Origin of the sequence: Pseudomonas fluorescens, from assembly GCF_019212185.1 — a bacterium.
Classification (GTDB): Bacteria; Pseudomonadota; Gammaproteobacteria; order Pseudomonadales; family Pseudomonadaceae; genus Aquipseudomonas.
Map to the genome: position 1 here is coordinate 423,770 of NZ_CP078138.1, position 22,152 is coordinate 445,921.

General features: G+C 61.6%; 18 protein-coding genes. 5 read left to right on the top strand and 13 right to left on the bottom strand.

The features are described 5' to 3' along the window. Positions 1–130: 130 nt before the first annotated feature. Entirely contained in the window at positions 131–1,300 is a 1,170-nt protein-coding gene (locus KW062_RS01815; RefSeq protein ID WP_105754119.1) for an AAA family ATPase, read from the bottom strand. A 206-nt stretch (positions 1,301–1,506) separates the two neighbouring features. On the opposite strand from KW062_RS01815, the gene KW062_RS01820 reads away from it, so the two are divergent. The 3 genes from KW062_RS01820 to KW062_RS01830 are packed head-to-tail and all read left to right on the top strand — an operon-like array spanning position 1,507 to position 6,718. Continuing rightward, on the top strand, positions 1,507–2,604 hold the full coding sequence (locus tag KW062_RS01820) for an efflux RND transporter periplasmic adaptor subunit (RefSeq protein ID WP_105754118.1): 1,098 nt from the start codon (positions 1,507–1,509) through the stop codon (positions 2,602–2,604). Next, complete coding sequence (locus KW062_RS01825; RefSeq protein ID WP_105754117.1) at positions 2,601–3,668, top strand: efflux RND transporter periplasmic adaptor subunit; 1,068 nt, start codon at positions 2,601–2,603, stop codon at positions 3,666–3,668. Before KW062_RS01820 ends, KW062_RS01825 begins: the two co-directional genes overlap by 4 nt. After that, a complete protein-coding gene (locus KW062_RS01830) occupies positions 3,665–6,718 on the top strand; it encodes an efflux RND transporter permease subunit (RefSeq protein WP_027617240.1) in 3,054 nt (1,017 codons plus the stop codon). The genes KW062_RS01825 and KW062_RS01830 overlap by 4 nt, the downstream gene beginning before the upstream one ends. A 47-nt stretch (positions 6,719–6,765) precedes the next feature. On the opposite strand, the gene KW062_RS01835 is transcribed toward KW062_RS01830, so the two are convergent. The 12 genes from KW062_RS01835 to KW062_RS01890 form a co-directional block, all read right to left on the bottom strand. Next, entirely contained in the window at positions 6,766–7,395 is a 630-nt protein-coding gene (locus tag KW062_RS01835) for a class I SAM-dependent methyltransferase (protein WP_105754127.1), read from the bottom strand. Positions 7,396–7,448: 53 nt separating this feature from the next. Further along, entirely contained in the window at positions 7,449–8,093 is a 645-nt protein-coding gene (locus KW062_RS01840) for a methionine ABC transporter permease (RefSeq protein ID WP_105754116.1), read from the bottom strand. Continuing rightward, on the bottom strand, positions 8,083–9,204 hold the full coding sequence (locus KW062_RS01845; RefSeq protein WP_105754115.1) for a methionine ABC transporter ATP-binding protein: 1,122 nt from the start codon (positions 9,202–9,204) through the stop codon (positions 8,083–8,085). Before KW062_RS01845 ends, KW062_RS01840 begins: the two co-directional genes overlap by 11 nt. A gap of 2 nt (positions 9,205–9,206) precedes the next feature. Beyond that, positions 9,207–10,016 (bottom strand): MetQ/NlpA family ABC transporter substrate-binding protein, encoded by an 810-nt coding sequence (locus tag KW062_RS01850; protein WP_027617244.1) that lies wholly within the window; start codon positions 10,014–10,016, stop codon positions 9,207–9,209. Between the two features lie 117 nt (positions 10,017–10,133). Further along, positions 10,134–11,498 (bottom strand): LLM class flavin-dependent oxidoreductase, encoded by a 1,365-nt coding sequence (locus KW062_RS01855; RefSeq protein ID WP_033865997.1) that lies wholly within the window; start codon positions 11,496–11,498, stop codon positions 10,134–10,136. Then, positions 11,498–12,691, bottom strand: coding sequence for an SfnB family sulfur acquisition oxidoreductase (locus KW062_RS01860; protein ID WP_105754114.1), 1,194 nt, complete (start codon positions 12,689–12,691; stop codon positions 11,498–11,500). The genes KW062_RS01855 and KW062_RS01860 overlap by 1 nt, the downstream gene beginning before the upstream one ends. A gap of 26 nt (positions 12,692–12,717) precedes the next feature. After that, positions 12,718–13,959: an SfnB family sulfur acquisition oxidoreductase gene (locus KW062_RS01865; RefSeq protein WP_027617247.1), complete on the bottom strand. Its 1,242-nt coding sequence runs from the start codon at positions 13,957–13,959 to the stop codon at positions 12,718–12,720. A gap of 193 nt (positions 13,960–14,152) precedes the next feature. Beyond that, positions 14,153–14,929 (bottom strand): hypothetical protein, encoded by a 777-nt coding sequence (locus KW062_RS01870; RefSeq protein WP_027617248.1) that lies wholly within the window; start codon positions 14,927–14,929, stop codon positions 14,153–14,155. 462 nt (positions 14,930–15,391) lie between these two features. Beyond that, entirely contained in the window at positions 15,392–16,138 is a 747-nt protein-coding gene (gene tcyN, locus KW062_RS01875; protein WP_105754113.1) for an L-cystine ABC transporter ATP-binding protein TcyN, read from the bottom strand. Between the two features lie 4 nt (positions 16,139–16,142). After that, positions 16,143–16,808 carry a cystine ABC transporter permease gene (tcyL, locus tag KW062_RS01880; RefSeq protein ID WP_033865998.1) on the bottom strand — a complete coding sequence of 222 codons (666 nt, stop codon included), beginning with the start codon at positions 16,806–16,808 and terminating at the stop codon, positions 16,143–16,145. Next, positions 16,808–17,608, bottom strand: coding sequence for a cystine ABC transporter substrate-binding protein (gene tcyJ / locus KW062_RS01885; protein ID WP_027617251.1), 801 nt, complete (start codon positions 17,606–17,608; stop codon positions 16,808–16,810). The genes tcyL and tcyJ overlap by 1 nt, the downstream gene beginning before the upstream one ends. A 194-nt stretch (positions 17,609–17,802) precedes the next feature. Then, positions 17,803–18,798, bottom strand: coding sequence for a D-cysteine desulfhydrase (locus KW062_RS01890; protein ID WP_027617252.1), 996 nt, complete (start codon positions 18,796–18,798; stop codon positions 17,803–17,805). A gap of 193 nt (positions 18,799–18,991) precedes the next feature. On the opposite strand from KW062_RS01890, the gene epsC reads away from it, so the two are divergent. Both epsC and betT read left to right on the top strand, forming a co-directional pair. Continuing rightward, entirely contained in the window at positions 18,992–19,918 is a 927-nt protein-coding gene (gene epsC / locus KW062_RS01895) for a serine O-acetyltransferase EpsC (RefSeq protein ID WP_027617253.1), read from the top strand. A 232-nt stretch (positions 19,919–20,150) separates the two neighbouring features. Continuing rightward, the gene (gene betT / locus KW062_RS01900; protein ID WP_027617254.1) at positions 20,151–22,151 is read left to right on the top strand and encodes a choline transporter BetT; all 2,001 of its coding nucleotides are present in this window, start codon (positions 20,151–20,153) and stop codon (positions 22,149–22,151) included. Position 22,152 lies beyond the last annotated feature (1 nt).

Consider the following 22,152-nt stretch of genomic DNA (forward strand, 5'->3'; position numbering starts at 1 on the left):
GTTATAACGCCGACGGCTGATGCAGCGTCGGCGTTTTTTTGCCTGCAACTGTGAGCTGTGCCCTTGTGGGAGCGAACTTGCTTCGGGCGGCGTTCCGACGAAAAACCTGAGACCGCTGTGTTTTGCGCCGTTAATCCGGCCATTTCCACGCTGGCTCGTCCAGCATTCCCTGACCCACCACCTCGGTCTGGCCGAAATTCTTTTCCAGCACGATGCAATTGCATTGCTCATCCTGCTGCAGCGCCGCAATCAGCCGGCTGGCATGGGACACCACCCACACCTGGCAATCCTGCGAGGCGCGGATGATCAGGCGGGCCAGCGCGGGCAGCAGGTCCGGGTGCAGGCTGGTTTCCGGCTCGTTGAGCACCATCAGGGTCGGCGGGCGCGGGGTCAGCAGGGCGGCAATCAGCAGCAGATAGCGCAAGGTGCCATCGGACAGTTCGGCAGCCGACAGTGGCCGCAGCAAACCCTCCTGATGGAACTCAATGGCAAAGCGCCCGCCATGCAGCGTCACGATGTTCAGTCGGGCGCCGGGGAAGGCATCGCTGACAGCCTGTTGCAGCGCCTGGGGATCGCCGATTTCGCGGATGGTCTGCAGCGCGGCGGCCAGATCACGGCCATCGTGATGCAGCACCGGCGTGCGGGTGCCCAACTGCACCTGGCGCGCGGGCGCCTCGGCGTCGCTGCGAAAATGATCATAAAAGCGCCAGCCGCGAATCTGTTCGCGCAGCAGCAACACCTCGGGTGAAGCGCGCAGGCTGCCGACCTGGTCAAACAGGCTGTCGAAGGCCGGCGTGTGTTGGGCCAGGACATCCCAGTCGCGACCTTCACGGGCCTTGATCATCGGCCCGGCGCGATTGACCAGCAGACTCGCCGGTCGATACACCGCGCCCGCCCAGATGCATTCACGCTTGATTTCCGGATCCAGGGAAAAATAGGAGACTTCTTCGGGCAATGGCTTCGGCAAACCCAGTGCGATGGCGTAGCTGAAATCCTCACCGGCGAATCCCAGGCGCAGGCGCTTGGGCCCCTGGCTCACACTGGCCTCGATGGCGACTTCGCCATTGCGCATGCGTCGACTCAGGGTCTGCGGGCCGGCCCAGAAGGTGGAGTCCAGCCCGCCTTCCCGTGCCAGCGCATTGACCACGCCACCCTGGGCCGTCTCGGCCAGTAGGCGCAAGGCGCGGTACAGGTTGGATTTGCCGCTGCCGTTGGGGCCGGTGATCAGGTTCAGCCGACCCAGCGCAATCACCAGTGTGTTGATCGAGCGGTAGTTGGCGACCGCCAGGGTCTTGAGCATCCGCAAATTCCTTTGATGCGCGACGGGAAATGTGGCCGGGTTTTGATGTCGGACACCAAGCAATCGATGCTGAATGTCATGATCCGGACTGTTTAATTCGTGCAGTTTGCATTGATTTTTCAATGGCTGCAGGCGCTGTGTCTTCCCTGATCTAAGCTCATCGGTCGTACGTCGCGCAATTGTAGGAAACAAGCAAAGGAGCTTGCATGACTGGTCCCGCAATGAAGTTCATCGTTTACCTGAGTCTCTGTGGGTTGCTGACCGCATGCAACGACAAGCCGGTAGTAGAAAAAGAACGCCCGAGGGTGTTTGTACAAGAGGTCAAACCCGCTGATTTTGCGGCGTCGGTGACGCTGACCGGGGATATTCAGGCGCGGGTGCAGACCGATCTGTCCTTCCGCGTCGCGGGCAAGATCATCCAGCGCACGGTGGATGTCGGCGACCGGGTGACGGCTAATCAGGTCCTGGCCCGCCTTGATCCCAAGGACCTGCAGACCAATGTCGACTCGGCCCAGGCTCAAGTGGTTGCCGAGCAGGCGCGCGTCACACAGATGGCGGCAGCGTTCGTGCGTCAGGAAAAACTCCTGCCCAAGGGCTACACCAGCCAGAGCGAATACGACTCGGCCAAGGCCGCCTTGCTCAGCAGCAAGAGCGCCCTGGTGGCGGCTCAGGCGCAACTGGCCAACGCCCGCGATCAACTGAGTTATGCCGCGCTGGTGGCCGATGCCCCCGGCGTGATCACGGCGCGCCAGGCTGAAGTCGGTCAGGTGGTGCAGGCCACGGTGCCGGTGTTCAGCCTGGCCCGCGATGGCGAACGGGATGCAGTGTTCAACGTTTACGAATCGCTGCTGATGGAGGCGCCCAGCGCCAAGGATATTGTGGTCAGCCTGCTGGACAACCCAAAGATCCAGGTCACCGGCTCGGTGCGTGAAGTGACCCCCTCGGTGTCGGCGCAAACCGGCACGGTGCAGGTCAAGGTGGCGCTCAAGGAGCTGCCCGCAGGCATGCGCCTGGGCTCGGTGGTCAGCGCCACCGGCAATGTCGCGGCGCAGAAGGTCGTCGAGTTGCCATGGTCGTCCCTGACCAAAAAAATCCATGAACCGGCGGTATGGCTGGTGGACGACGAGGGCAAGGCAAGCCTGCATGCGGTTCAGGTTGGACGCTACCAGACTGGCAGCGTGCTGATTCGCGACGGTCTGACGCCGGGGCAGAAGGTGGTCACGGCCGGGGGGCAACTGCTCCATCCGGGGGTTCTGGTGGAGATCGCCTCGCCGTCTGATAAAAGCTCGGAGAGCCTGCCATGAAGCGTTTGTTAGTAATGTCGGCGGGCCTGTTACTGGTGGCTTGTTCGAAACAGGAAGAACCGCCGGCACCGATTCGCCCGGTCCTCTCGGTGGTGGTCGAGGCGATGGGGCAGCAGGATCTGGGGCGATTTGCCGGGAGTATCCAGGCGCGTTACGAGAGCAATACCGGGTTTCGCGTGGGCGGACGTATTGCCAGTCGCAGTGTTGACGTCGGCAGCGAGGTCAGCGCTGGTACGTTGCTGGCAACCCTCGATCCGACCGATCAACAGAACCAGTTGCGCGCCGCCGAGGGCAGCCTGGCGCAGATCCAGGCGCAACTGATCAATGCTCAGGCCACGGCTCGGCGACAACAGGAGTTGTTCAATAAAGGCGTCGGTGCCCAGGCGCAACTGGACACGGCCAACACCGACCTGAAAACCACCCAGGCTTCGATGGATCAGGCCAAGGCCGCGGTCGACCAGGCCCGTGATCAATTGTCGTACACCGAGTTGCGTGCCGATCACGCGGCGGTCATCACCGCCTGGAGTGCGGAGGCCGGGCAAGTGGTGACAGCCGGTCAGCAGGTGGTCACCCTGGCGCGTCCGGACATCAAGGAAGCAGTGATCGACTTGCCGGCGGAGCTCGCCGAACAGTTGCCGGCCGATGTGGTGTTTGAGGTGACGGCACAACTGGACCCGAGCATCCATACCACGGCTGTGGTCCGTGAAATCGAACCTCAGGCTGAAAGCACCACCCGCACCCGACGTGCGCGCCTGACCTTGGCCGAGACCCCGCCGGGCTTTCGCCTCGGCACTTCGATCAGGGTCAGTCTCAGCTCGAGCGTCGCGCCGCGAGTCGAACTGCCGTTGACGGCCCTGCAGGACGTGGATGGCAAGCCGCGCATCTGGGTCGTCGACCCTGCGACGAAGACCGTTTCGCCTCGGGACATCACCGTTATCAGCCGCAGCGGCGGCAGCGCGACGCTTGCCGGTGGCGTGAGCCAGGGTGAGCGCGTGGTCACTGCCGGGGTGCACAGCCTGAAACCCGGACAAACAGTCAAAATCGACGAAGGAAGCCCGCAATGAAAGGGAGTTTCAACTTATCCGAATGGGCTCTGAAGCATCAGTCATTCGTCTGGTACCTGATGTTCGTCGCCTTGTTGATGGGGGTGTTCTCCTACCTCAACCTGGGGCGCGAGGAAGATCCGTCGTTTGCCATCAAAACCATGGTGATCCAGACCCGCTGGCCGGGCGCGACCCAGGATGAAACCCTCAAACAGGTCACTGACCGGATCGAGAAAAAGCTCGAAGAGCTGGACTCCCTCGACTATGTGAAAAGCTACACCCGTCCGGGCGAGTCGACGGTGTATGTGAACTTGCTCGACACCACGCCGGCCGAGTCCATTCCGGATATCTGGTACCAGGTGCGCAAGAAGATCGGCGATATCCGTGGCAGCTTCCCCTCCGGCATCCAGGGGCCTTCGTTCAACGACGAGTTCGGTGACGTCTACGGTTCGGTTTATGCGTTTACCGCTGACGGCTTGACGATGCGCCAGTTGCGCGACTACGTCGAGCAGGCCCGCCTGGAGATTCATAGCGTGCCAGGGCTGGGCAAGATCGAGATGGTCGGCCAGCAGGACGAGGTGCTGTACCTGAACTTCTCGACCCGCAAACTGGCGGCCCTGGGCCTCGACCAGCGCCAGGTGCTGCAGAGCCTGCAATCGCAGAACGCGGTGACCCCGGCGGGGGTGATCGAGGCCGGTCCCGAGCGTATTTCCGTGCGTACCTCCGGGCAGTTTGTCTCGGAAAAGGACCTGCAAGCCGTCAACCTGCGACTCAACGACCGCTTCTACCGCCTGGCCGATATTGCCGAAATTACCCGTGGCTACGTTGACCCACCGGCGCCGATGTTCCGCTTCAACGGCGAGCCTGCCATTGGCCTGGCGATCAACATGAAGGCTGGTGGCAACATCCAGGAATTCGGCAAGTCGCTGCACGCACGCATGAACCAACTGACCGCCGACCTGCCGGTGGGCATCGGCATCCATGTCGTTTCCGACCAGGCGCAAGTGGTGGAAGAAGCGGTCGGTGGCTTCACCAGCGCCTTGTTCGAGGCGGTGATCATCGTGCTCGTGGTGAGCTTCATCAGTCTCGGGGTGCGCGCCGGGCTGGTGGTGGCCTGCTCGATTCCGCTGGTGCTGGCGATGGTCTTTGTGTTCATGGAATACAGCGGCATCACCATGCAGCGGATTTCCCTCGGCGCCTTGATCATCGCCCTCGGGCTGTTGGTGGACGATGCGATGATCACCGTGGAGATGATGGTCTCGCGTCTGGAGATGGGCGACACCAAGGAGCAGGCGGCGACCTTTGCCTACACCTCGACGGCGTTCCCGATGCTCACCGGGACCCTGGTCACCGTCGCCGGTTTTGTGCCGATCGGCCTCAACGCCAGTTCGGCCGGTGAGTACACCTTCACCCTGTTCGCGGTGATTGCGGTGGCGATGATCGTGTCCTGGATCGTGGCGGTGCTGTTTGCCCCGGTGATCGGCGTGCATATCCTCAGCACCAAGGTCAAAGCCCACTCCACCGAACCCGGGCGGGTCGGTCGGGCGTTCAACAACGGCTTGCTGTGGAGCATGCGCAATCGCTGGTGGGCCATCGGCATCACCGTGCTGTGCTTCGCCCTGGCGCTGTTCTCCATGCGCTTTGTGCAGAATCAGTTCTTCCCGGCCTCGGACCGGCCGGAAATTCTGGTCGACCTGAACCTGCCGCAAAACGCTTCGCTGGAGGAAACGCGCAAGGCGGTCGATCGCCTCGAGGCCACGCTCAAGGGTGACCCGGACATCGTGCGCTGGAGCAGCTACATCGGCCAGGGCGCGATCCGTTTCTACCTGCCGCTCGACCAGCAATTGCAGAACCCGTACTACGCGCAATTGGTGATCGTCAGCAAGGACTTCAAGGCTCGCGAGATGCTCAGCCAGCGCCTGCGCGAACGCCTGCGCAAGGATTTCGTTGGCATCGGCAGCTACGTCCAGGCTCTGGAAATGGGCCCGCCGGTAGGGCGTCCGATCCAGTACCGGCTCAGTGGCAAGGACGTCGATATGGTGCGCAAACATGCCATCGACCTGGCCGCTGAGCTAGACAAGAACTCGCACATCGGCGAGATCATTTTCGACTGGAACGAGCCGGGCAAGGTGTTGCGCGTCGATATTGCGCAGGACAAGGCGCGTCAGTTCGGCTTGTCATCCGAAGACGTCGCCAGCTTGATGAACGGCATTGTCAGCGGCTCGACCGTGACTCAGGTCGACGACGATATTTACCTGATCAACGTGATTGGGCGGGCCGTGGATTCCGAACGGGGCAGCACCAAGACCCTGCAAAACCTGCAGATCGTCACCCCGAGCGGCACCTCGATTCCGCTGCTGGCGTTTGCCACGGTGCGTTATGAACTGGAGCAACCACTGGTGTGGCGCCGTGATCGCAAGCCGACGATCACGGTAAAGGCGGCGGTGCGCGACGAGATCCAGCCCACGGACCTGGTGCGCCTGCTCGAGCCGAAGATCAACGAGTTCGCCGCGGCGTTGCCAGCCGGTTACACCGTGGAAACAGGCGGTACGGTGGAGTCCAGCGCCAAGGCCCAGGGGCCGATCGCCAAGGTGCTGCCGTTGATGGTGTTCTTGATGGCGACCTTCCTGATGATCCAGTTGCACAGCGTGCAGAAGCTGTTCCTGGTGGTCAGCGTCGCGCCGCTGGGCTTGATCGGCGTGGTGTTGGCGCTGGTGCCGACGGGCACGCCCATGGGCTTTGTGGCGATCCTCGGGATTCTGGCGTTGATCGGTATCATCATCCGTAACTCGGTGATCCTGGTGACCCAGATCGACGAATTCGAACGCAATGGCTCGACGCCCTGGGATGCGGTGGTGCAGGCCACCGAACACCGACGGCGACCGATTCTGCTCACGGCCGCTGCGGCGAGCATGGGCATGATTCCGATTGCCAGGGAGGTGTTCTGGGGGCCGATGGCCTACGCGATGATCGGCGGGATTGTGGCGGCTACCTTGCTGACCCTGTTGTTCCTGCCGGCGCTGTATGTGGCCTGGTACAAGATCAAGGAGCCGAGCCAACAAGCCGCATAAATCGCGTGCTGCGCACATCGCGGGCTTGCCCGCGATGTGTGAGTTGATTACACCACCTTGCGCCAAACACTCGCCAACCACGGCTGCTGCTCACGCGGTAGCCCTGCCGGGCGGTAGTAGTGCTCCAGCTCGACAAACCCTGCCTCGGTCAGCAACTGCTGCCACGCCTGCAGATCGTGATACGACCCATAACGCGGCCCGTTCCAGCCTTCCTGGTTGTCACCGCGCGGATTGGAACTGAACAACACGCCCCCCGGTTTCAGCGTCGCGTGCAGCTGTCGCAGCACCCGTGGCAGTTCCTGCAGCGGGATGTGGAACAGCACGGCGTTGGCAAAAATCCCGTCGAATTGTTCGCGGGGTAACTCGAGTTTGAGGAAGTCCTGCTGCCAGACTTCACAGCCGCTGTCCTCGCGGGCCATTCGGGCGAACTCGGCAGAGCCATCCAGGCCCACGGCAACATGGCCCATGCGGGTGAAGGTTTGTAAGTCACGCCCCGGGCCACAGCCGAAATCCAGCAGGGTGAAGGGCGCCGTGGCGTTGATATGACGCAGCAGCGCCGCGATGTTCTGGCTGACGTCGTGATCGCGAGTCCCTTCGCGAAAGCCTTCGGCCACCGAGTTGTAATGGCCCAGAGTGGTGCGGGTGATCTGTTCGAGGTCGGCGTCGGTGTGTTTCATGATCGGCTGCGCAGGCAAGGGAGTTGCCTGCGACTATAAGCGCTTTTCGTCGCTCAGCGCTTGTTCAGCACCCGCGCCAATCGGTCGCCGCCGAGCTGGATTACGGCCACCAGAATCACCAGCAACACAATCACGGTCAGCATGATCTGGCTGTCGAAACGCTGGTAGCCATAGCGGTAGGCGATGTCTCCCAACCCACCGGCGCCAATGGCCCCGGCCATTGCCGATGAGTTGATCATGGTCACCAGGGTAATGGTGAAACCGCCGACGATCCCCGGCAGTGCCTCGGGCAACAATACGTGGCGGATGATGTGCCAGCGCCGGCAGCCCATGGCCTGTGCCGCCTCAATCAGCCCGTGATCGACCTCGCGCAAACTCACTTCGGCTATTCGCGCAAAAAACGGTGTGGCTGCAATGGTCAGTGGCACCACGGCGGCCCAGACACCATAGGTGGTGCCGACGATCAGGCGGGTAAAGGGGATCAGCGCGACCATCAGGATCAGGAACGGAATCGAGCGGAACAGGTTGACGAAGGCGCCCAGCGCGCGGTTCAGCGTCGGTGCTTCGTAGATCCCGCCCTTGGCGCTGGTGACCAGGATCACCGCCAACGGAATCCCCGCCAGCAGGGCGATCAGCGACGACACGCCGACCATCAGGAAGGTGTCGATGAAACCTTGCAGCAAGCGATCAAACCACATAACCCAGTACCTCCACCTGTTGTGCCCAATTGCCGGCGCGCTGGCGCAGTGCATCGGCCGTGTGCGGCGAGCCGGTGACCGCCAGCAGCAGTTGCCCCAGGGCATGCCCCTGGATCCGTTCGACCCCACCCTGCAGCAGCCGCACACGACCACCCAGGGCGCTGAACAGCGCAGCGAGATCGGGCTCGTCGGCGCTGCTGCCAGTCAATTGCAGGCGCAGCACCACAGCGGCATCCGCCGAGGGTGGCTGAGTGTGCAAACGGTTCTGCAGTTCAGCCGGCAGGGCGTGTTGCAGCGGCGTCAGCAGGGTTTTGCTGACCTCGTGTTGTGGGTTGCCGAACACTTCCCAGACCGGACCCTGTTCGACGATGCGCCCATGTTCGAGCACCACCACCCGGTCGCAGATGTCGCGGATCACCGCCATCTCGTGGGTGATCAGGACGATGGTCAGGCCCAGGCGCTGATTGATCTCGCGCAACAGGCCGAGAATCGACTGGGTGGTCTCCGGATCGAGCGCGGAAGTGGCCTCGTCGCACAGCAGGATCTGCGGGTCATGGACCAACGCCCGAGCGATGCCGACGCGCTGTTTCTGGCCGCCGGAGAGCTGTGCCGGGTAAGCCTTGTGTTTCTCCTGCAGGCCCACCAGCTCAAGCAGTTCCCGGACCTTTTTTTCCCGCTCGGCCTTGGCCACGCCCGCCACCTTGAGCGGCAGCTCGACGTTCTGCCAGACGGTCTTGGCCGACATCAGGTTGAAGTGCTGGAAGATCATGCCGATGCGTCGTCGTAGCGCCACCAGCCGGTCTTCGTCGAACTCGCCAATGTCGACCTGATCAATCAGCACCCGACCTGAAGTCGGTTGCTCAAGGCGGTTGATAGTGCGGATCAGCGACGACTTGCCCGCGCCGCTGCGGCCGATGATGCCGAACACCTCGCCACGCTGGATCGCCAGGTCGATGCCCTGCAGCGCCGCGACCGGACCCTGCTGGCCGTTGTAGGTCTTGCCCAGGCCGACGAAGCGCACGTGGGCGTGATTAAGCTCGGGGTGCAGCTCGCTACGCACCGCCGAAAGGGGCTCTGGAATTTCCAGTCGCCGTTGGCTCGCGGCATTCATCCTCAGCTTTCCCAGCCGGCTTGGTAGAGCTTGCCGTGGGCCTTGTCGAGGGCGGCGCGCACGGCGGGCGAGTGTTGGTAGATGTCGACGAACTTGATCAGGCGCGGGTCGGTCTTGTGGTCCGGCTGGATCACGAACTGGATCACGTATTCCTTGTGATCGAGGCCGTCGAACAGCAGCGCCGAGCCGGCGTCGAAAGTCTTGGCCAGGCGAATGTAGGCCGGATAGCCCTGGACCAGATCGGCGTCGTCATAGGCACGGACCAGTTGCACAGCCTCGACCTGGAGAATCTTGATCTTCTTCGGGTTGGCGACGATGTCGTCTTCAGTGGCTTTGTAGCCAACACCTTGCTTGAGCGTAATCAGACCGGCCTTGGCCAGCAGCTGCAGGCCGCGACCGCTGTTGATCGGGTCGTTGGCGATCGCCACGCTGGCGCCTTCGGGCAACTCGTCGAAGCTTTTGTATTTCTTCGAGTACAGGCCGACGTTGTTGATGATCCCCGGCGCGAACGGCACAAGGTCAAAACCGGCGGCCGCCTTGGCGTTTTCCAGGAAGGGGATGTGCTGGAAGTAATTCACGTCGATATCCCCGGAAGCAAGGCTGACGTTGGGCGCGATCCAGTCGCTGAACTCCACCAGCTCGACTTTCAGGCCTTGCTTGCCGGCTTCTTCGACGGCGGCTTCAAGGGGAATGGCGAAGGCGGCGGTGGTGCCGACTTTCAGAGGGGCGTCGGCGGCGAAGACTGCCGAGCTGAAGAGGCCGAGGGCCAGGGCCAGTGCTTTGACTGGGTGGGTGAGGTAGGTTTTGGTCATGGTGGTTTTTCCAGTCAGTGCATGAATTTTGGGTGTCTGGTGGGGCCTCATCGCGAGCAGGCTCGCTCCTACACAGTTCACCTAACCCTTGTAGGAGCGCGCTTGCCCGCGAAGCGCTTAGCGTCTGAAGGTCGCGCCCGTATGTCGGTCAGGCAATTGCGCTTGTTCCTGGAACAGCTTTTCGCGAAACGTCCCTTGCTCATAAGCAGTCTTGTACGACCCCCTGCGCTGCAATTCGGGAATCACCAGCTCGATAAAGTCCACGTAGCTTTCCGGGGAGACGATGCGCGTCAGGTTGAAGCCGTCCAGGCCGGTTTCGGCGATCCACGATTCCAGTTCGTCGGCGACCTGCTCCGGGGAGCCGACCAGGGTGATGTAGCGCCCACCGAGGGCGTGTTGTTCGAGCAATTTACGCCGGGTCCAGTCGTTGTTTTTCAGGTGCTGGGTTGCGGACTGAATGGCATTGCTCTTGACGTACTGGATCGGCTCGTCGAGTTCGTACTCGGAAAAATCGATGCCCGTGGATGCCGAGAAATGCGCGACGCCGGCTTCGGCGCTGGCATAGCTAAGGTACTCGGCATGCTTGGCCCAGGCCGCCTCTTCGCTGGCACCGACTATCACGTTCAAGCCCATGAATACCTTGATGTCCTCGGGGTTACGCCCCGCACTCAAGGCACTGGCGCGAACCTTGTCCACCTGGGCCTTGGTCGAGGCCTTGGTTTGCCCGCTGATGAACACGCATTCGGCGTGCTGCCCGGCGAACTGCAAACCGCGCGCCGAACTGCCGGCCTGGAACAGCACCGGGGTGCGCTGCGGCGAGGGTTCGCACAGGTGATAACCCTCGACCTGATAGAACTCGCCACGGTGCTCGACCTTGTGCACCTTGTCGGGTTGGGCATAAACCCGCTGTTCGCGGTCATTCAGCACCGCATCGTTTTCCCAGCTGCCTTCCCAGAGTTTGTAGAGCACCTGCAGGTATTCGTCGGCCTGGTCGTAGCGCCGGTCATGTTCGACCTGCTCTTGCAAGCCCATGGCCTTGGCGGCGCTGTCGAGGTATCCGGTGACGATGTTCCAGCCCACCCGTCCACGGCTCAGGTGATCGAGGGTGGACAGGCGCCGGGCGAACAAATAGGGCGGTTCGTAAGTCAGGTTGGCGGTCAGGCCGAAGCCGAGATTTTTTGTCACCGCAGCCATGGCCGAGACCAGCAGCAACGGGTCGTTGACCGGCAACTGGATCGATTCCTGCAACGTCACATCGACCGACTGCTGGTAGACGTCATAGACCCCGACAATGTCGGCGATGAACAGGCCATCGAACAAACCGCGCTCCAGCAACTGAGCGAGTTCGGTCCAGTATTCGACGCTCTTGTACTGGGTCGAATTGTCCCGTGGATGGGTCCATAGGCCGTGATTGATGTGGCCGATGCAGTTCATGTTGAACGCATTGAGGAGAATTTTTTTCCGGGCTGGCTGGACGCTCATCAGATCGTCCCTCGCAGTGGCGGATTTTCCTGATTGAGGTAGTAATTGCCGACGGCGTGGTACTTCCAGCGCACCGGATCGTGCAAGGTGTGCACGCGGGCGTTGCGCCAGTGGCGATCAAGGCCATGTTCGGCCAGGGTCGCCCGGCTGCCGGCCAATTCGAACAGAGTGCTGCCGGCTTGCAGCGAGATCTCGGTGCTGATGGCGCGGGCCTCGGCCACGGCAATCGAGGCCGCCGCGACGCTCTGTGCGTCGGTGTTGGCCTGGGCCAGGTCGAGAAACTCGCCAGCACGTTCGAGCAGGGCTTCGCTGGCGTGCAAGCGAATGCTCAGGTGGCCGAAGCTTTTGATGGTCAATGGGTCGGCAGTCGCCTGGTCATGGCCGGAGTCGATCCAGGGGCGAGTCTTGGTGCGCACGAAATGCAGCGCGTCTTCGTAGGCGGCGCGGGCGATACCGGTGTCGATGGCAGCATGGAGAATCTGCGCCAGCGGGCCGACGGTGGTCGGTCGCTCGAACGCGCTCTGGAAAGGGATCACATCATCTGCCGCGACGTAGACGTCCTCGAACACCACCGAGCCGCTTCCGGTGGTGCGCTGGCCGAAACCGCTCCAGTCGTCGATCACGCTCAGGCCCTGACTGTCACGCGGGACAAACGCCAGGTGCTGGACGCCGTGCTCATCGACCACCGACGTCGGAATTCGCTGCGCGTAGATCGCGCCGGTGGCGTAGAACTTGCGTCCGTTGATGCGATAGCCGCTGCCGTCCTGGCTCAAGCGGGTCAGGCGATCATGGGCGGTTTTGGTGCCCAGTTCAGCCAGGGCGTTGCCGAAGCGTTGTCCGGCGAGGACCTCGGCATACAGGCGTTTTTTCTGCGCCTCGCTGCCGTTCACCCGCAGCACTTCGAGGGCATAGAAATGATTCTGCGGGATCTGTCCGAGGGAGCCGTCCGCCTGGGCGATGAGCGCGATGACCTTGGCCAGGGTGACGTTGGAGACGCCGGCGCCACCGTATTCTTTCGGCACGCTGATGCCCCACAGGCCCGAGCGGGAAAACACTTCCAGCTCCGGGTGCGGCAGGCGGCGTTCGCGGTCGCGCAGGGCGCTGTCGCGCTGGAAGTCTTCGGCCAGGTCGCTGGCGACAATAAGGGCTTGTTCATCGCTGGTAATGACCGCGACTGAGGGGGAGTACGTCATGTTTTTCTCTCCAGAGGTCTGGTCGGTCAGATCCAGGAATGCCGGTTGGGCAGGGTGCCGTTGAGGTGATAGTTACCCACGGCGTGGTACTTCCAGCGCACCGGGTCGTGCAGGGTATGCACCCGGGCGTTGCGCCAGTGACGGTCGAGATTGAACTCGGCGAGGGTGGCGCGACTGCCCGCCAGTTCGAACAGCTTTTCGCTGGCCAGCAGCGAGATCTCGGTGGTCAGGACCTTGGCCTCGGCGACGGCAATCGAAGCGCGAGCCGCGGCGGCTGCGGTGACCGGCGCGGCCTTGACCTGGTCGAGGACTTTGCCGGCGTTGCGCAGCAAGGCCTCGGCGGCGTGCAGCTCGATCTTCAGCTTGCCGATATCGGCGATCACGTAGAGGTCATCGCTGGCACGCTCGACCTTGGCGTCGATCCAGGGCCGGGCGCGGGTGCGGACGAATTCGATGGCGTCATCCAACGCGCCACGGGCAATGCCGAGGTCGATGGCGGCCTGGATCAATTGCGAGACTGCGCCCTGGATGTTCGGCGTGTCATTGATCCGCCAGGTCTCGACCACGAGCTCTGCGTCGACGCGCACTTCGTTCAGCAGCACGGTGCCGCTGGCGGTGGTGCGTTGGCCGAAGCCGGACCAGTCATCGACAATGCGCAAGCCCGGGGTACCGCGCCGCACGAACGCCATCACCTGGCGGCCTTCATCATTCAGTGCCTTGACGGCGACCCAGTGAGCGAACAGGGCACCCGTTGAGTAGAACTTTTCGCCATTGAGGACAAATCCATCACCGTCGGCGGTGATACGGGCCTTGAGCTCCAGGGTGTTCTTGCTGCCGCGTTCCGGCCCGGCATTGCCGATGCGCCAGCCATCGAGCACGCTGCGGAACAACTGCTGTTTTTGCACTTCGCTGGCGACCTGCTGCAGCAGGTTGAGGATGCCGAACTGGTTTTGCGGAATTTGTCCCAGGGCCGGGTCCGCCGCGCTGATGATCGCGAAGACTTCAGCCAGGGTGACATGGGAAATTTCGGGGCCACCGAAGGCCTTGCCCAGGGTGATGCTGCCCAGGCCACTGCGGGTGAATTGCTCGATCTCGGCCCAGGGTAATTTGCGCTGCTGATCGCGTCGCGCGGCTTGCTGGCGGGCGACTGCGGCGAGTTGGCGGGCGGCTTCGAGAGCCTCGGCATCGTTGCTCAGCACCTGTGCAGGCAACAATGCCGGGGAGACATCCAGATCGCTCTGGATAGTTGCTTCGGCCAGATTGGACATCACTGCCACTCCTTGGCTGCACGCAATGCCCTGGCTGGGGTGATTGGGTTCCGGACCATACCTACCTCACATCTCATGGATAAGCCGCGCGATGCGGCGTAATCAAATTCAAGAATGTCCGGTGGTCCGGTTTATATACCTTAATGACTTATAAAAAATAAATGAACTAACTTTTGGGAATATACATAGAAGGTCAGCGTTGCTTTCTTTTCGAGTGAGCGGTGCCATTGCGCAGGGCGGATTGGCACAGCGACTTCAGGCCGGGATCGCTGTCACCGACCTTCAGCGTGCGGCTGGGGGCCCAGCGTGAGTTATTGCCGACCCGGTCGAGGATGCAATAGGTGACTTCGAGCCGATTGTCCTCACCGGCTTCGCTGATCACCTCTGGCGGCACCCAGACATGAATGGGCTGGCCAACCTCATCGGGCGCGATCGTGGGCAGGTCCATGCGCACATCGCCCCAACGCAGGGTGATGGAGTCTTGCGCTGCCATGTTCAGATAAGGCGCGATGGTCAGGGGTACGCCACGCCTGATCTGGTTCACATTGACCCCGTGGCGGGCAATCATCAGCGGAATGATCAGCGGCTTCAGGCGTTGATTCTCCTCGGCGCATTCACTCAGCGGCTGGCCGCCGGGGCAGTCCAGCTTGGCCTCCAGCTGTCTGGCCGGTGAGGTTGCCGGATGCTGTCCGACCTGCATCAGTCGATAGTGAACCTGCGACTGGCCGTTGTGGATGAAGCTCTCCGGAATCCGCAGGCTCACCGGGTGGCCGATGTCCTCGCGGCAGAGCATCCGCGAGGCGACGTAGCAGTTGTCCCAGAACAATTCGATCAAGTCGCCTTCGTCCATACAGGCGCAGGGCGGGATCTCGATTAGCAAATGGGCGGCTGAGGCGAGATTGATGGCTGATCCTGGAGACTGCGCCAGGCAGGGGGTCGACAGTTCAATGTGGGTCGACAGGCAGGTCATAGGTGTATCTCCTTGAAGTACCGCTGCGAAGTCCATTTCGAAAGTTTGTTAGTTCATATCGGTTGAAGCGTGGGGAAGTTGCTAAGCCAGGTTGGGACCCCATCGACGAATAGATAAAAGTGCGCTCGACAAGCAGTCAATAGAGATAACTTGGGAGTACGCCAGGGGTTCCGATAATCAGAATTTTCTTACATGTAGTGGTTGTTTAGCGTACGGCAGGCCTGGCAATTTCTTTGTGGTGCGTCGGCCGGAAGCCAGATTGTGCGGGGACTTTGCTCGCTGGAAGCAACCGCGCCTGTGCCAAGTTACGGCACATGTCGGTGGAGGGAGTGGTATCTATTTATGGTGAGGATGTACAGAGAGAAGTTGGAAGGGGTTCAGGCTTTATTGTTTCGTTAAACGTCATTTCCATCCGTGGAGAATGAGGGGCTTAGAGAGTGTTGTGGACGAGGGTTTAGTGCTTCATGCGTTAAGAAACTTGCTGAGGAACTGCCGTGTTCGCTCTTCTTTTGGGTTGGCAAACAAAGCTTTGGCTTCTCCCTGTTCGACGATCACGCCTTTGTCGAAAAACACCACGCGATTGGCCACGTCGCGGGCAAATGCCATTTCATGGGTGACGATGACCATGGTGCGGTTTTCTTCGGCCAGGCCACGAATGGTGGCCAGGACTTCGCCCACCAGTTCCGGATCCAGTGCTGAAGTCGGTTCGTCGAAGAGGATCACCTCGGGTTCCATGGCCAGCGCCCGGGCGATGGCCACGCGTTGTTGTTGACCGCCGGACAGGCGCCTTGGGTAGGCGTCCTCCTTGCCCGCCAGACCAACCTTGGCTAACAGCTTGCGCCCCAGTGCCAAGGCTTGTTCGCGAGGGACTTTCTTTACCACCAGCGGCCCTTCGGTGACGTTTTCCAGGGCCGTGCGGTGGGGGAATAGGTTGAAATTCTGGAACACGAAGCCCACATGCTGGCGCAGGGTGCGCACCTGGTTTTGCTGTTTGCTCAGCGGTCGACTGCCATCGATCTCGATGTCGCCGACCTTGATTCGCCCGCTGCTGGGCTCTTCGAGAAAATTCAGGCAGCGCAGGAACGTGGTCTTGCCCGATCCGCTGGGGCCAATGATGGCGACCACTTCGCCTTCCTTGACCTCAAGGTCGATGCCGTTGAGCACCACGTGACCCTTGAACTGCTTTGTCAGTTTTTCCACGACAATCATTGGGTCAGGACTCCTGGTCATGCCGATTGACCCGCTCTTCCAGCTTGTTCTGCAGGTGCGAAAGCACCGTTGCCAGAACCCAGTAGATCAGCGCGGCGGCTAGATACATGGTGAAGATTTCGAAGGTGCGGGCGGTGATCAGTTGCGCCTGGCGGAACAACTCCGGCACCTGGATGGTGGCAGCCAGCGCGGTGTCCTTGACCAGCGAAATGAAACTGTTGCCCAGCGGCGGCAAGGCAGTGCGTGCCGCTTGTGGAAGGATCGCACGGCGCAGGGTTTGCGCCCGGGTCATGCCGATACTGGCCGCCGCTTCCCACTGACCGCGCTCGATCGAGCTGATGGCAGCACGCAGGATCTCGCAGGCGTAGGCCGCCATGTTCAGGGAGAAGCCGATCAGCGCGGCCGGCAGCGGGTCCAGTTCGACGCCCAGTTGCGGCAAGCCGTAATAGATCACGAACAGTTGCACCAGCAACGGCGTGCCACGAAAGAACGATACGTAGATGCGAGCTATCCAGCTCACCAGCTTGAGGCGTGACAGGCGCATCAGCGCCAGGCCAAAGCCCATCAGCAGGCCGAAGAACATCCCGCCGAGGCTGAGAATCACCGTGTAGTACGCGCCCTTGAGCAGAAAGGGCGCGGAGTCCAGTGCGAGTTGGAAAGCTGCTTCCATTATTGAGTGACGTCAGCGTTGAAGTACTTTTCAGAAAGCTTTTTCAGGGTGCCATCGGCGCGCAGTTCATCCAGTGCCTTGTTCACTGCGGCCAGCAGTTCAGGTTCGCCTTTGCGCAGGGCAATACCGGCTTCCTGACGGGAGAAGGCGTCACCGGCGGCGACAGTTTTCGGTGCTTTCTTGGCGTATTCGAGTGCAGCCAGGCGGTCGATCAGAATAGCGTCGGTACGGCCGTTGTTCAGGTCGGCGAACTTGGTCGGATCATCGTCGTAAGTGCGCACGTCAGCGCCCGGCACGTTGGCACGAACCCATTGCTCATAGTTAGTGCCCAGGCCGACACCGACTTTCTTGCCGGACAGGTCAGCGGCGGTCTTTATGTTCAGCGTGGCTGCCTTGTCTTTCAGCACCAGCGCCTGAATCCCGGACACGGTGTAGGGCTCGGAGAAGTCGTACTTCTTCTTGCGCTCTTCGGAGATGGTCACCTGATTGACCACGGCGTCCAGGCGTTTGGACTCAAGGGCGGCGAGGATGCCATCCCATTTGGTCTGTTGCAGTTTGGCTTTGACCCCGAGTTTTTGCGCCAGGGCTTCGGAAAGCTCGACTTCAAAACCGGTCAGTTTGCCGTCGGCATCGACGAAACTGAAGGGTGGGTAGGTGCCTTCAAGGCCGATGTTGATCGTGCCCGCGTCCTTGATTTTCTGCAGTTGCTCACCCGCTACCGCTTGCCCCAACAGACCGGCGCCCAGCGCCAGACCCAGCGAACCCACCAGCAGATTTCGACGTAGTGCGGAAAAATTCATGACAAGCCCCTGTGTGTTTTTATCAAGACGTTTGTTATCGAGCAGGCAACATCGGTTATCGAGCGATTGCAGCATCCTGCATTAAAGCAGCGTATGCGTCCCGCGGCGATTGCGCCTGCGGCGGGACTATATGACGCCGCTTTTAGATTGGAAAATACTATTAAACTACTTGCTTATAACCATTATCTCTCCGCTCAAGCGAAGGAATCTGCATAGGCAAACAACGCCGGGGCGCCGCCGGTGTGCAGGAAAATGATCGGACCCTCATCGAAGCGCTGGCGGCCAATGCCATCCAGCAGACCGGCCATGGCCTTGCCTGTGTAGACCGGATCAAGCAGCAGACCTTCCTGGCTGGCGAGGAGTTTCACCGCGGCCAGGGTGCCGGCATTCGGCTCGCCGTAGCGCGGGGCAAAGTACTCGTCCCACAGTTGCACTTTGAACGCTGGCGGCAGATTCACGCCCAGCAATTCAGCAGTGCGCTCGGCCAGGCCCTGGACCTTGGGCCGTTGATCTTCATCGCTGCGCGACACGGTAACGCCGATCACCGGCAAGTCCGGCAGGGCTTCGCCAAGGGCCAGGCCCAGGCCGCTGTGGGTACCGGCGCTGCCCGAGGCCAGGACCACCGCGGCGAACTCCAGGCCGGTGTCCTTGATTTGCTCGGCCAGCTCCAGGCCGGCGCGCACATAACCCAAGGCACCCAAGGCGTTCGAGCCGCCAATCGGCACCAGGTAAGGCTGCTTGCCGTTGCTGCGCAGGCGCTCGGCGAGGGCTTGCAGTTGCTGGTCGGCGTTGTCGAGGTTGTCGACCAATTCGACCTTGGCATCGAACAGATCCAGCAGCAGGCGATTACCATTGCCCAGGTAATTCGGGTCTTCGGTCGCGATCGGATTTTCCAGCAAGGCGACGCAGCCCAGGCCCAGTTTCGCGGCAATGGCTGCGGTCTGGCGCACGTGATTGGACTGGATGGCACCGGCGGTGATCAGGGTGTCGGCGCCTTGGGCCAACGCATCGGCGGCGAGGTATTCGAGTTTGCGCAGCTTGTTGCCACCCATGGCCAGCGGCGTCAGGTCGTCACGCTTGACGTAGACATCACGGCCCAGCCAGCTCGACAGGCGCTCGAGCTTTTCCAGGGGCGTGGCGTGGTTGAGCAGGTCCAGACGGTTAAAACGAGCCAGCTGTTGTTTGATCATGGGGCCGCACGGGTTGTAGGAAGTCTCTGGACTATAGGCAGGGGGATTTACTCGGGCAACCGTCAATCACTTATAGCCAAAAGTGCTGAGAGCAGGAAAATTCGTTCTTAAACGCGTTTTGAGCCGATGTCGTACAGTGATCGGCATTTCAGCGGCCCTATGGTGCGGTCGCAGCGTGTGAGGAGTCTTGACCGTGAGTGAACGTTCCAGCCATTGGCAATTACAGACCATCGTTGGCCAACTGCGCGCAGCCCGCGACCAGTGGCGCACGCAGAATGGTCGCAGCAGCGGCGAGCAGGGCGGCCGTGAGCTGCCTTCACGCGCGGCGATGGCGGAGATTCTCGAAGCGCTCTGTGGCGCCTTGTTCCCGATGCGCCTGGGGCCGGTGGACCTGCGCGAGGAAAGCGAGGACTTCTACGTCGGGCATACCCTGGATGTGGCGCTCAACGCGCTGTTGGGCCAGGCCCGCCTGGAGCTGCGTTACGTCGCCCGGCAGAGTGCGCAGGTCGACAGCGAAGTCGACGCACGCGCCATCAGCCTGATCCAGGATTTCGCCCTGGCGTTGCCGGCGCTGCGCAGCCTGCTGGACACCGATGTGCTGGCGGCCTTCCACGGCGACCCGGCGGCGCGCAGCGTCGACGAGGTGCTGCTGTGCTACCCGGGGATTCTGGCGGTGATCCACCATCGCCTGGCGCACCATTTGTACCGGGCCGGTTTACCGTTGCTGGCGCGGATCAGTTCGGAAATTGCCCACTCGGCCACGGGCATCGATATTCACCCCGGCGCGCAAATCGGCCGCAGTTTCTTCATCGATCACGGTACCGGCGTGGTGATCGGCGAAACTGCGATCATTGGTGAGCGGGTGCGCATCTACCAGGCAGTGACCCTGGGTGCCAAACGCTTCCCGGCGGACGAAGACGGCCAGTTGCAAAAGGGTCACCCGCGTCACCCGATCGTCGAGGACGATGTGGTGATTTACGCCGGGGCGACTATTCTCGGGCGAATCACCATCGGCAAGGGCTCGACCATTGGCGGCAACGTCTGGCTGACCCGCAGCGTTCCCGCCGGTTGCAACCTGACTCAGGCCAACCTGCAGCACGATGACGGGACGCAGAAATAAGTTTTTGCCGAAAGGACGCGAGCCCTTGCCAGCAGGGGCTTTGCGAGCGTGATAGCGGTTGGCGAGGGGCTGCCGTCGAGCCCCGGGATTAGTCCTTAGCCCCCTATTCATGTTTAACTTGAACGTTCATTCAAGTTAAACCGGCAGCTCGCTGCCCGCTCACAACAGGAGGCTTGCCTTTGCTGAGTCCGATTTTTACAGCCACGTCCCACCCACAAAAGGTGCACCGAACATGAGTGCATCCGCTCCTGCTGCAAACAGTCAAATCCGCATGAATCCGCCGGTGTTTTACTTCGCCGCGACCTTCATTCTGCTCTTCGGCCTGGTGGTCATCGCTTTTCCGCAACAGGCCGGTGCCTGGCTGCTGGCGGCACAGGACTGGGCGGCCAATACGGTCGGCTGGTACTACATGCTGGCGATGACCCTGTATCTGGTCTTCGTGGTGGTCACCGCCTTGTCTGGCTACGGCAAGATCAAGCTCGGTGCCGACCACGACGAACCCGAATTCAGTTACCTGTCCTGGGCTGGCATGCTGTTCGCTGCCGGGATCAGCATCACCCTGTTTTTCTTCTGTGTTTCCGAACCCCTGACCCACCTGTCGCTGCCGCCCCAGGGCGAAGCCGGTACTGCCGATGCGGCGCGCCAGGCGATGCAGATCCTGTTCTTGCACTGGGGCCTGCACGGCTGGGGAGTGTTTGCCTTCGTCGGTATGGCCCTGGCGTACTTCGCCTACCGGCATAACCTGCCGTTGGCCCTGCGCTCAGCGCTGTACCCGCTGATCGGCAAGCGCATCAATGGCCCGATCGGTTACGCGGTGGATGGTTTCGGCATCATCGCCACCGTGTTCGGCCTGGGTGCCGACATGGGCTTTGGCGTGCTTCACCTCAACTCCGGGCTCGACTACCTGTTCGGCATTGCGCATACCCAATGGGTGCAGGTCGGCCTGATCACCTTGATGATGGGCGCGGCGATCATCGTCGCGGTCGCCGGCGTCGACAAGGGCGTGCGGGTGATGTCTGACATCAACATGCTGCTGGCCTGCGCGCTGTTGCTATTCGTGTTGTTCGCCGGCCCCACCCAGCACCTGCTCAATACGCTGATCCAGAATCTCGGCGACTACCTCGGCGCCTTGCCGATGAAGAGTTTCGACCTCTACGCCTACGACAAGCCGAGCGACTGGCTGGGCGGCTGGACCGTGTTCTATTGGGCCTGGTGGATTGCCTGGTCGCCGTTCGTGGGCCTGTTCATTGCGCGCATTTCCCGCGGCCGGACCATCCGTGAATTCGTCTTCGGCGTGCTGTTGATTCCCCTGGGCTTTACCCTGGCGTGGATGTCGATCTTCGGTAACAGCGCCATCGATCAGGTGCTCAATCACGGCATGAGCGCGCTGGGCATGTCGGCCATCGACAATCCGTCGATGACCCTCTACCTGCTGCTGGAAACCTATCCGTGGAGCAAGACGGTGATCGCCGTGACGGTGTTCATCAGCTTTGTGTTTTTCGTCACCTCGGCCGACTCCGGTACCGTGGTCCTGTCGACCTTGTCCGCCAGGGGCGGCAGTGCCGACGAAGACGGACCGAAATGGCTGCGGGTGTTCTGGGGCGCGATGACGGCGCTGGTCACCAGTGCCCTGTTGTTCGCCGGCAGCATCGACTCGCTGAAGTCGGCGGTGGTCCTGACTTCATTGCCGTTCTCGATGATTCTGCTGCTGATGATGTGGGGGCTGCACAAGGCGTTCTATCTCGAGTCGCAGAAGAAAATCGCGCAGATGCATTCGCTGGCGCCGGTCTCGGCTTCGCGTCGGGGCAAGGGCGGCTGGCGCCAGCGCTTGAGCCAGGCGGTGCACTTCCCGTCGCGCGACGAGGTCTATCGTTTCCTCGACACGACGGTGCGCCCGGCCATTGAGGAGGTCACAGCGGTGTTTGTCGAGAAGGGCTTGAACGTGATCGCGCAGCCCGACCCGGCCAACGACAGCGTCAGCCTGGAGATCGGCCATGGCGACCAGCATCCGTTCATTTACCAGGTGCAGATGCGCGGCTACTTCACGCCGTCCTTTGCCCGTGGCGGGATGGGGCCCAAGGAACTGCGCAATCGGCGCTACTACCGGGCTGAGGTGCATTTGAGCGAAGGCAGTCAGGATTACGATTTGATGGGCTACACCAAGGAGCAGATCATCAACGACATCCTCGACCAGTACGAGCGGCACATGCAGTTCCTGCATCTGGTGCGTTGAG

Excerpts from the sequence above, each read along its gene's own strand:
- KW062_RS01845 (WP_105754115.1), bottom strand. The coding sequence starts at position 9,204 with ATGAATGCCGCGAGCCAACGGCGACTGGAAATTCCAGAGCCCCTTTCG.
- KW062_RS01840 (WP_105754116.1), bottom strand. The coding sequence starts at position 8,093 with ATGTGGTTTGATCGCTTGCTGCAAGGTTTCATCGACACCTTCCTGATG.
- KW062_RS01860 (WP_105754114.1), bottom strand. The coding sequence starts at position 12,691 with ATGACGTACTCCCCCTCAGTCGCGGTCATTACCAGCGATGAACAAGCC.
- KW062_RS01835 (WP_105754127.1), bottom strand. The coding sequence starts at position 7,395 with ATGAAACACACCGACGCCGACCTCGAACAGATCACCCGCACCACTCTG.
- KW062_RS01870 (WP_027617248.1), bottom strand. The coding sequence starts at position 14,929 with ATGACCTGCCTGTCGACCCACATTGAACTGTCGACCCCCTGCCTGGCG.
- KW062_RS01815 (WP_105754119.1), bottom strand. The coding sequence starts at position 1,300 with ATGCTCAAGACCCTGGCGGTCGCCAACTACCGCTCGATCAACACACTG.
- KW062_RS01890 (WP_027617252.1), bottom strand. The coding sequence starts at position 18,798 with ATGATCAAACAACAGCTGGCTCGTTTTAACCGTCTGGACCTGCTCAAC.
- KW062_RS01820 (WP_105754118.1), top strand. The coding sequence starts at position 1,507 with ATGACTGGTCCCGCAATGAAGTTCATCGTTTACCTGAGTCTCTGTGGG.
- KW062_RS01830 (WP_027617240.1), top strand. The coding sequence starts at position 3,665 with ATGAAAGGGAGTTTCAACTTATCCGAATGGGCTCTGAAGCATCAGTCA.
- KW062_RS01855 (WP_033865997.1), bottom strand. The coding sequence starts at position 11,498 with ATGAGCGTCCAGCCAGCCCGGAAAAAAATTCTCCTCAATGCGTTCAAC.
- tcyJ (WP_027617251.1), bottom strand. The coding sequence starts at position 17,608 with ATGAATTTTTCCGCACTACGTCGAAATCTGCTGGTGGGTTCGCTGGGT.
- KW062_RS01850 (WP_027617244.1), bottom strand. The coding sequence starts at position 10,016 with ATGACCAAAACCTACCTCACCCACCCAGTCAAAGCACTGGCCCTGGCC.
- KW062_RS01825 (WP_105754117.1), top strand. The coding sequence starts at position 2,601 with ATGAAGCGTTTGTTAGTAATGTCGGCGGGCCTGTTACTGGTGGCTTGT.
- KW062_RS01865 (WP_027617247.1), bottom strand. The coding sequence starts at position 13,959 with ATGTCCAATCTGGCCGAAGCAACTATCCAGAGCGATCTGGATGTCTCC.
- tcyL (WP_033865998.1), bottom strand. The coding sequence starts at position 16,808 with ATGGAAGCAGCTTTCCAACTCGCACTGGACTCCGCGCCCTTTCTGCTC.
- betT (WP_027617254.1), top strand. The coding sequence starts at position 20,151 with ATGAGTGCATCCGCTCCTGCTGCAAACAGTCAAATCCGCATGAATCCG.
- tcyN (WP_105754113.1), bottom strand. The coding sequence starts at position 16,138 with ATGATTGTCGTGGAAAAACTGACAAAGCAGTTCAAGGGTCACGTGGTG.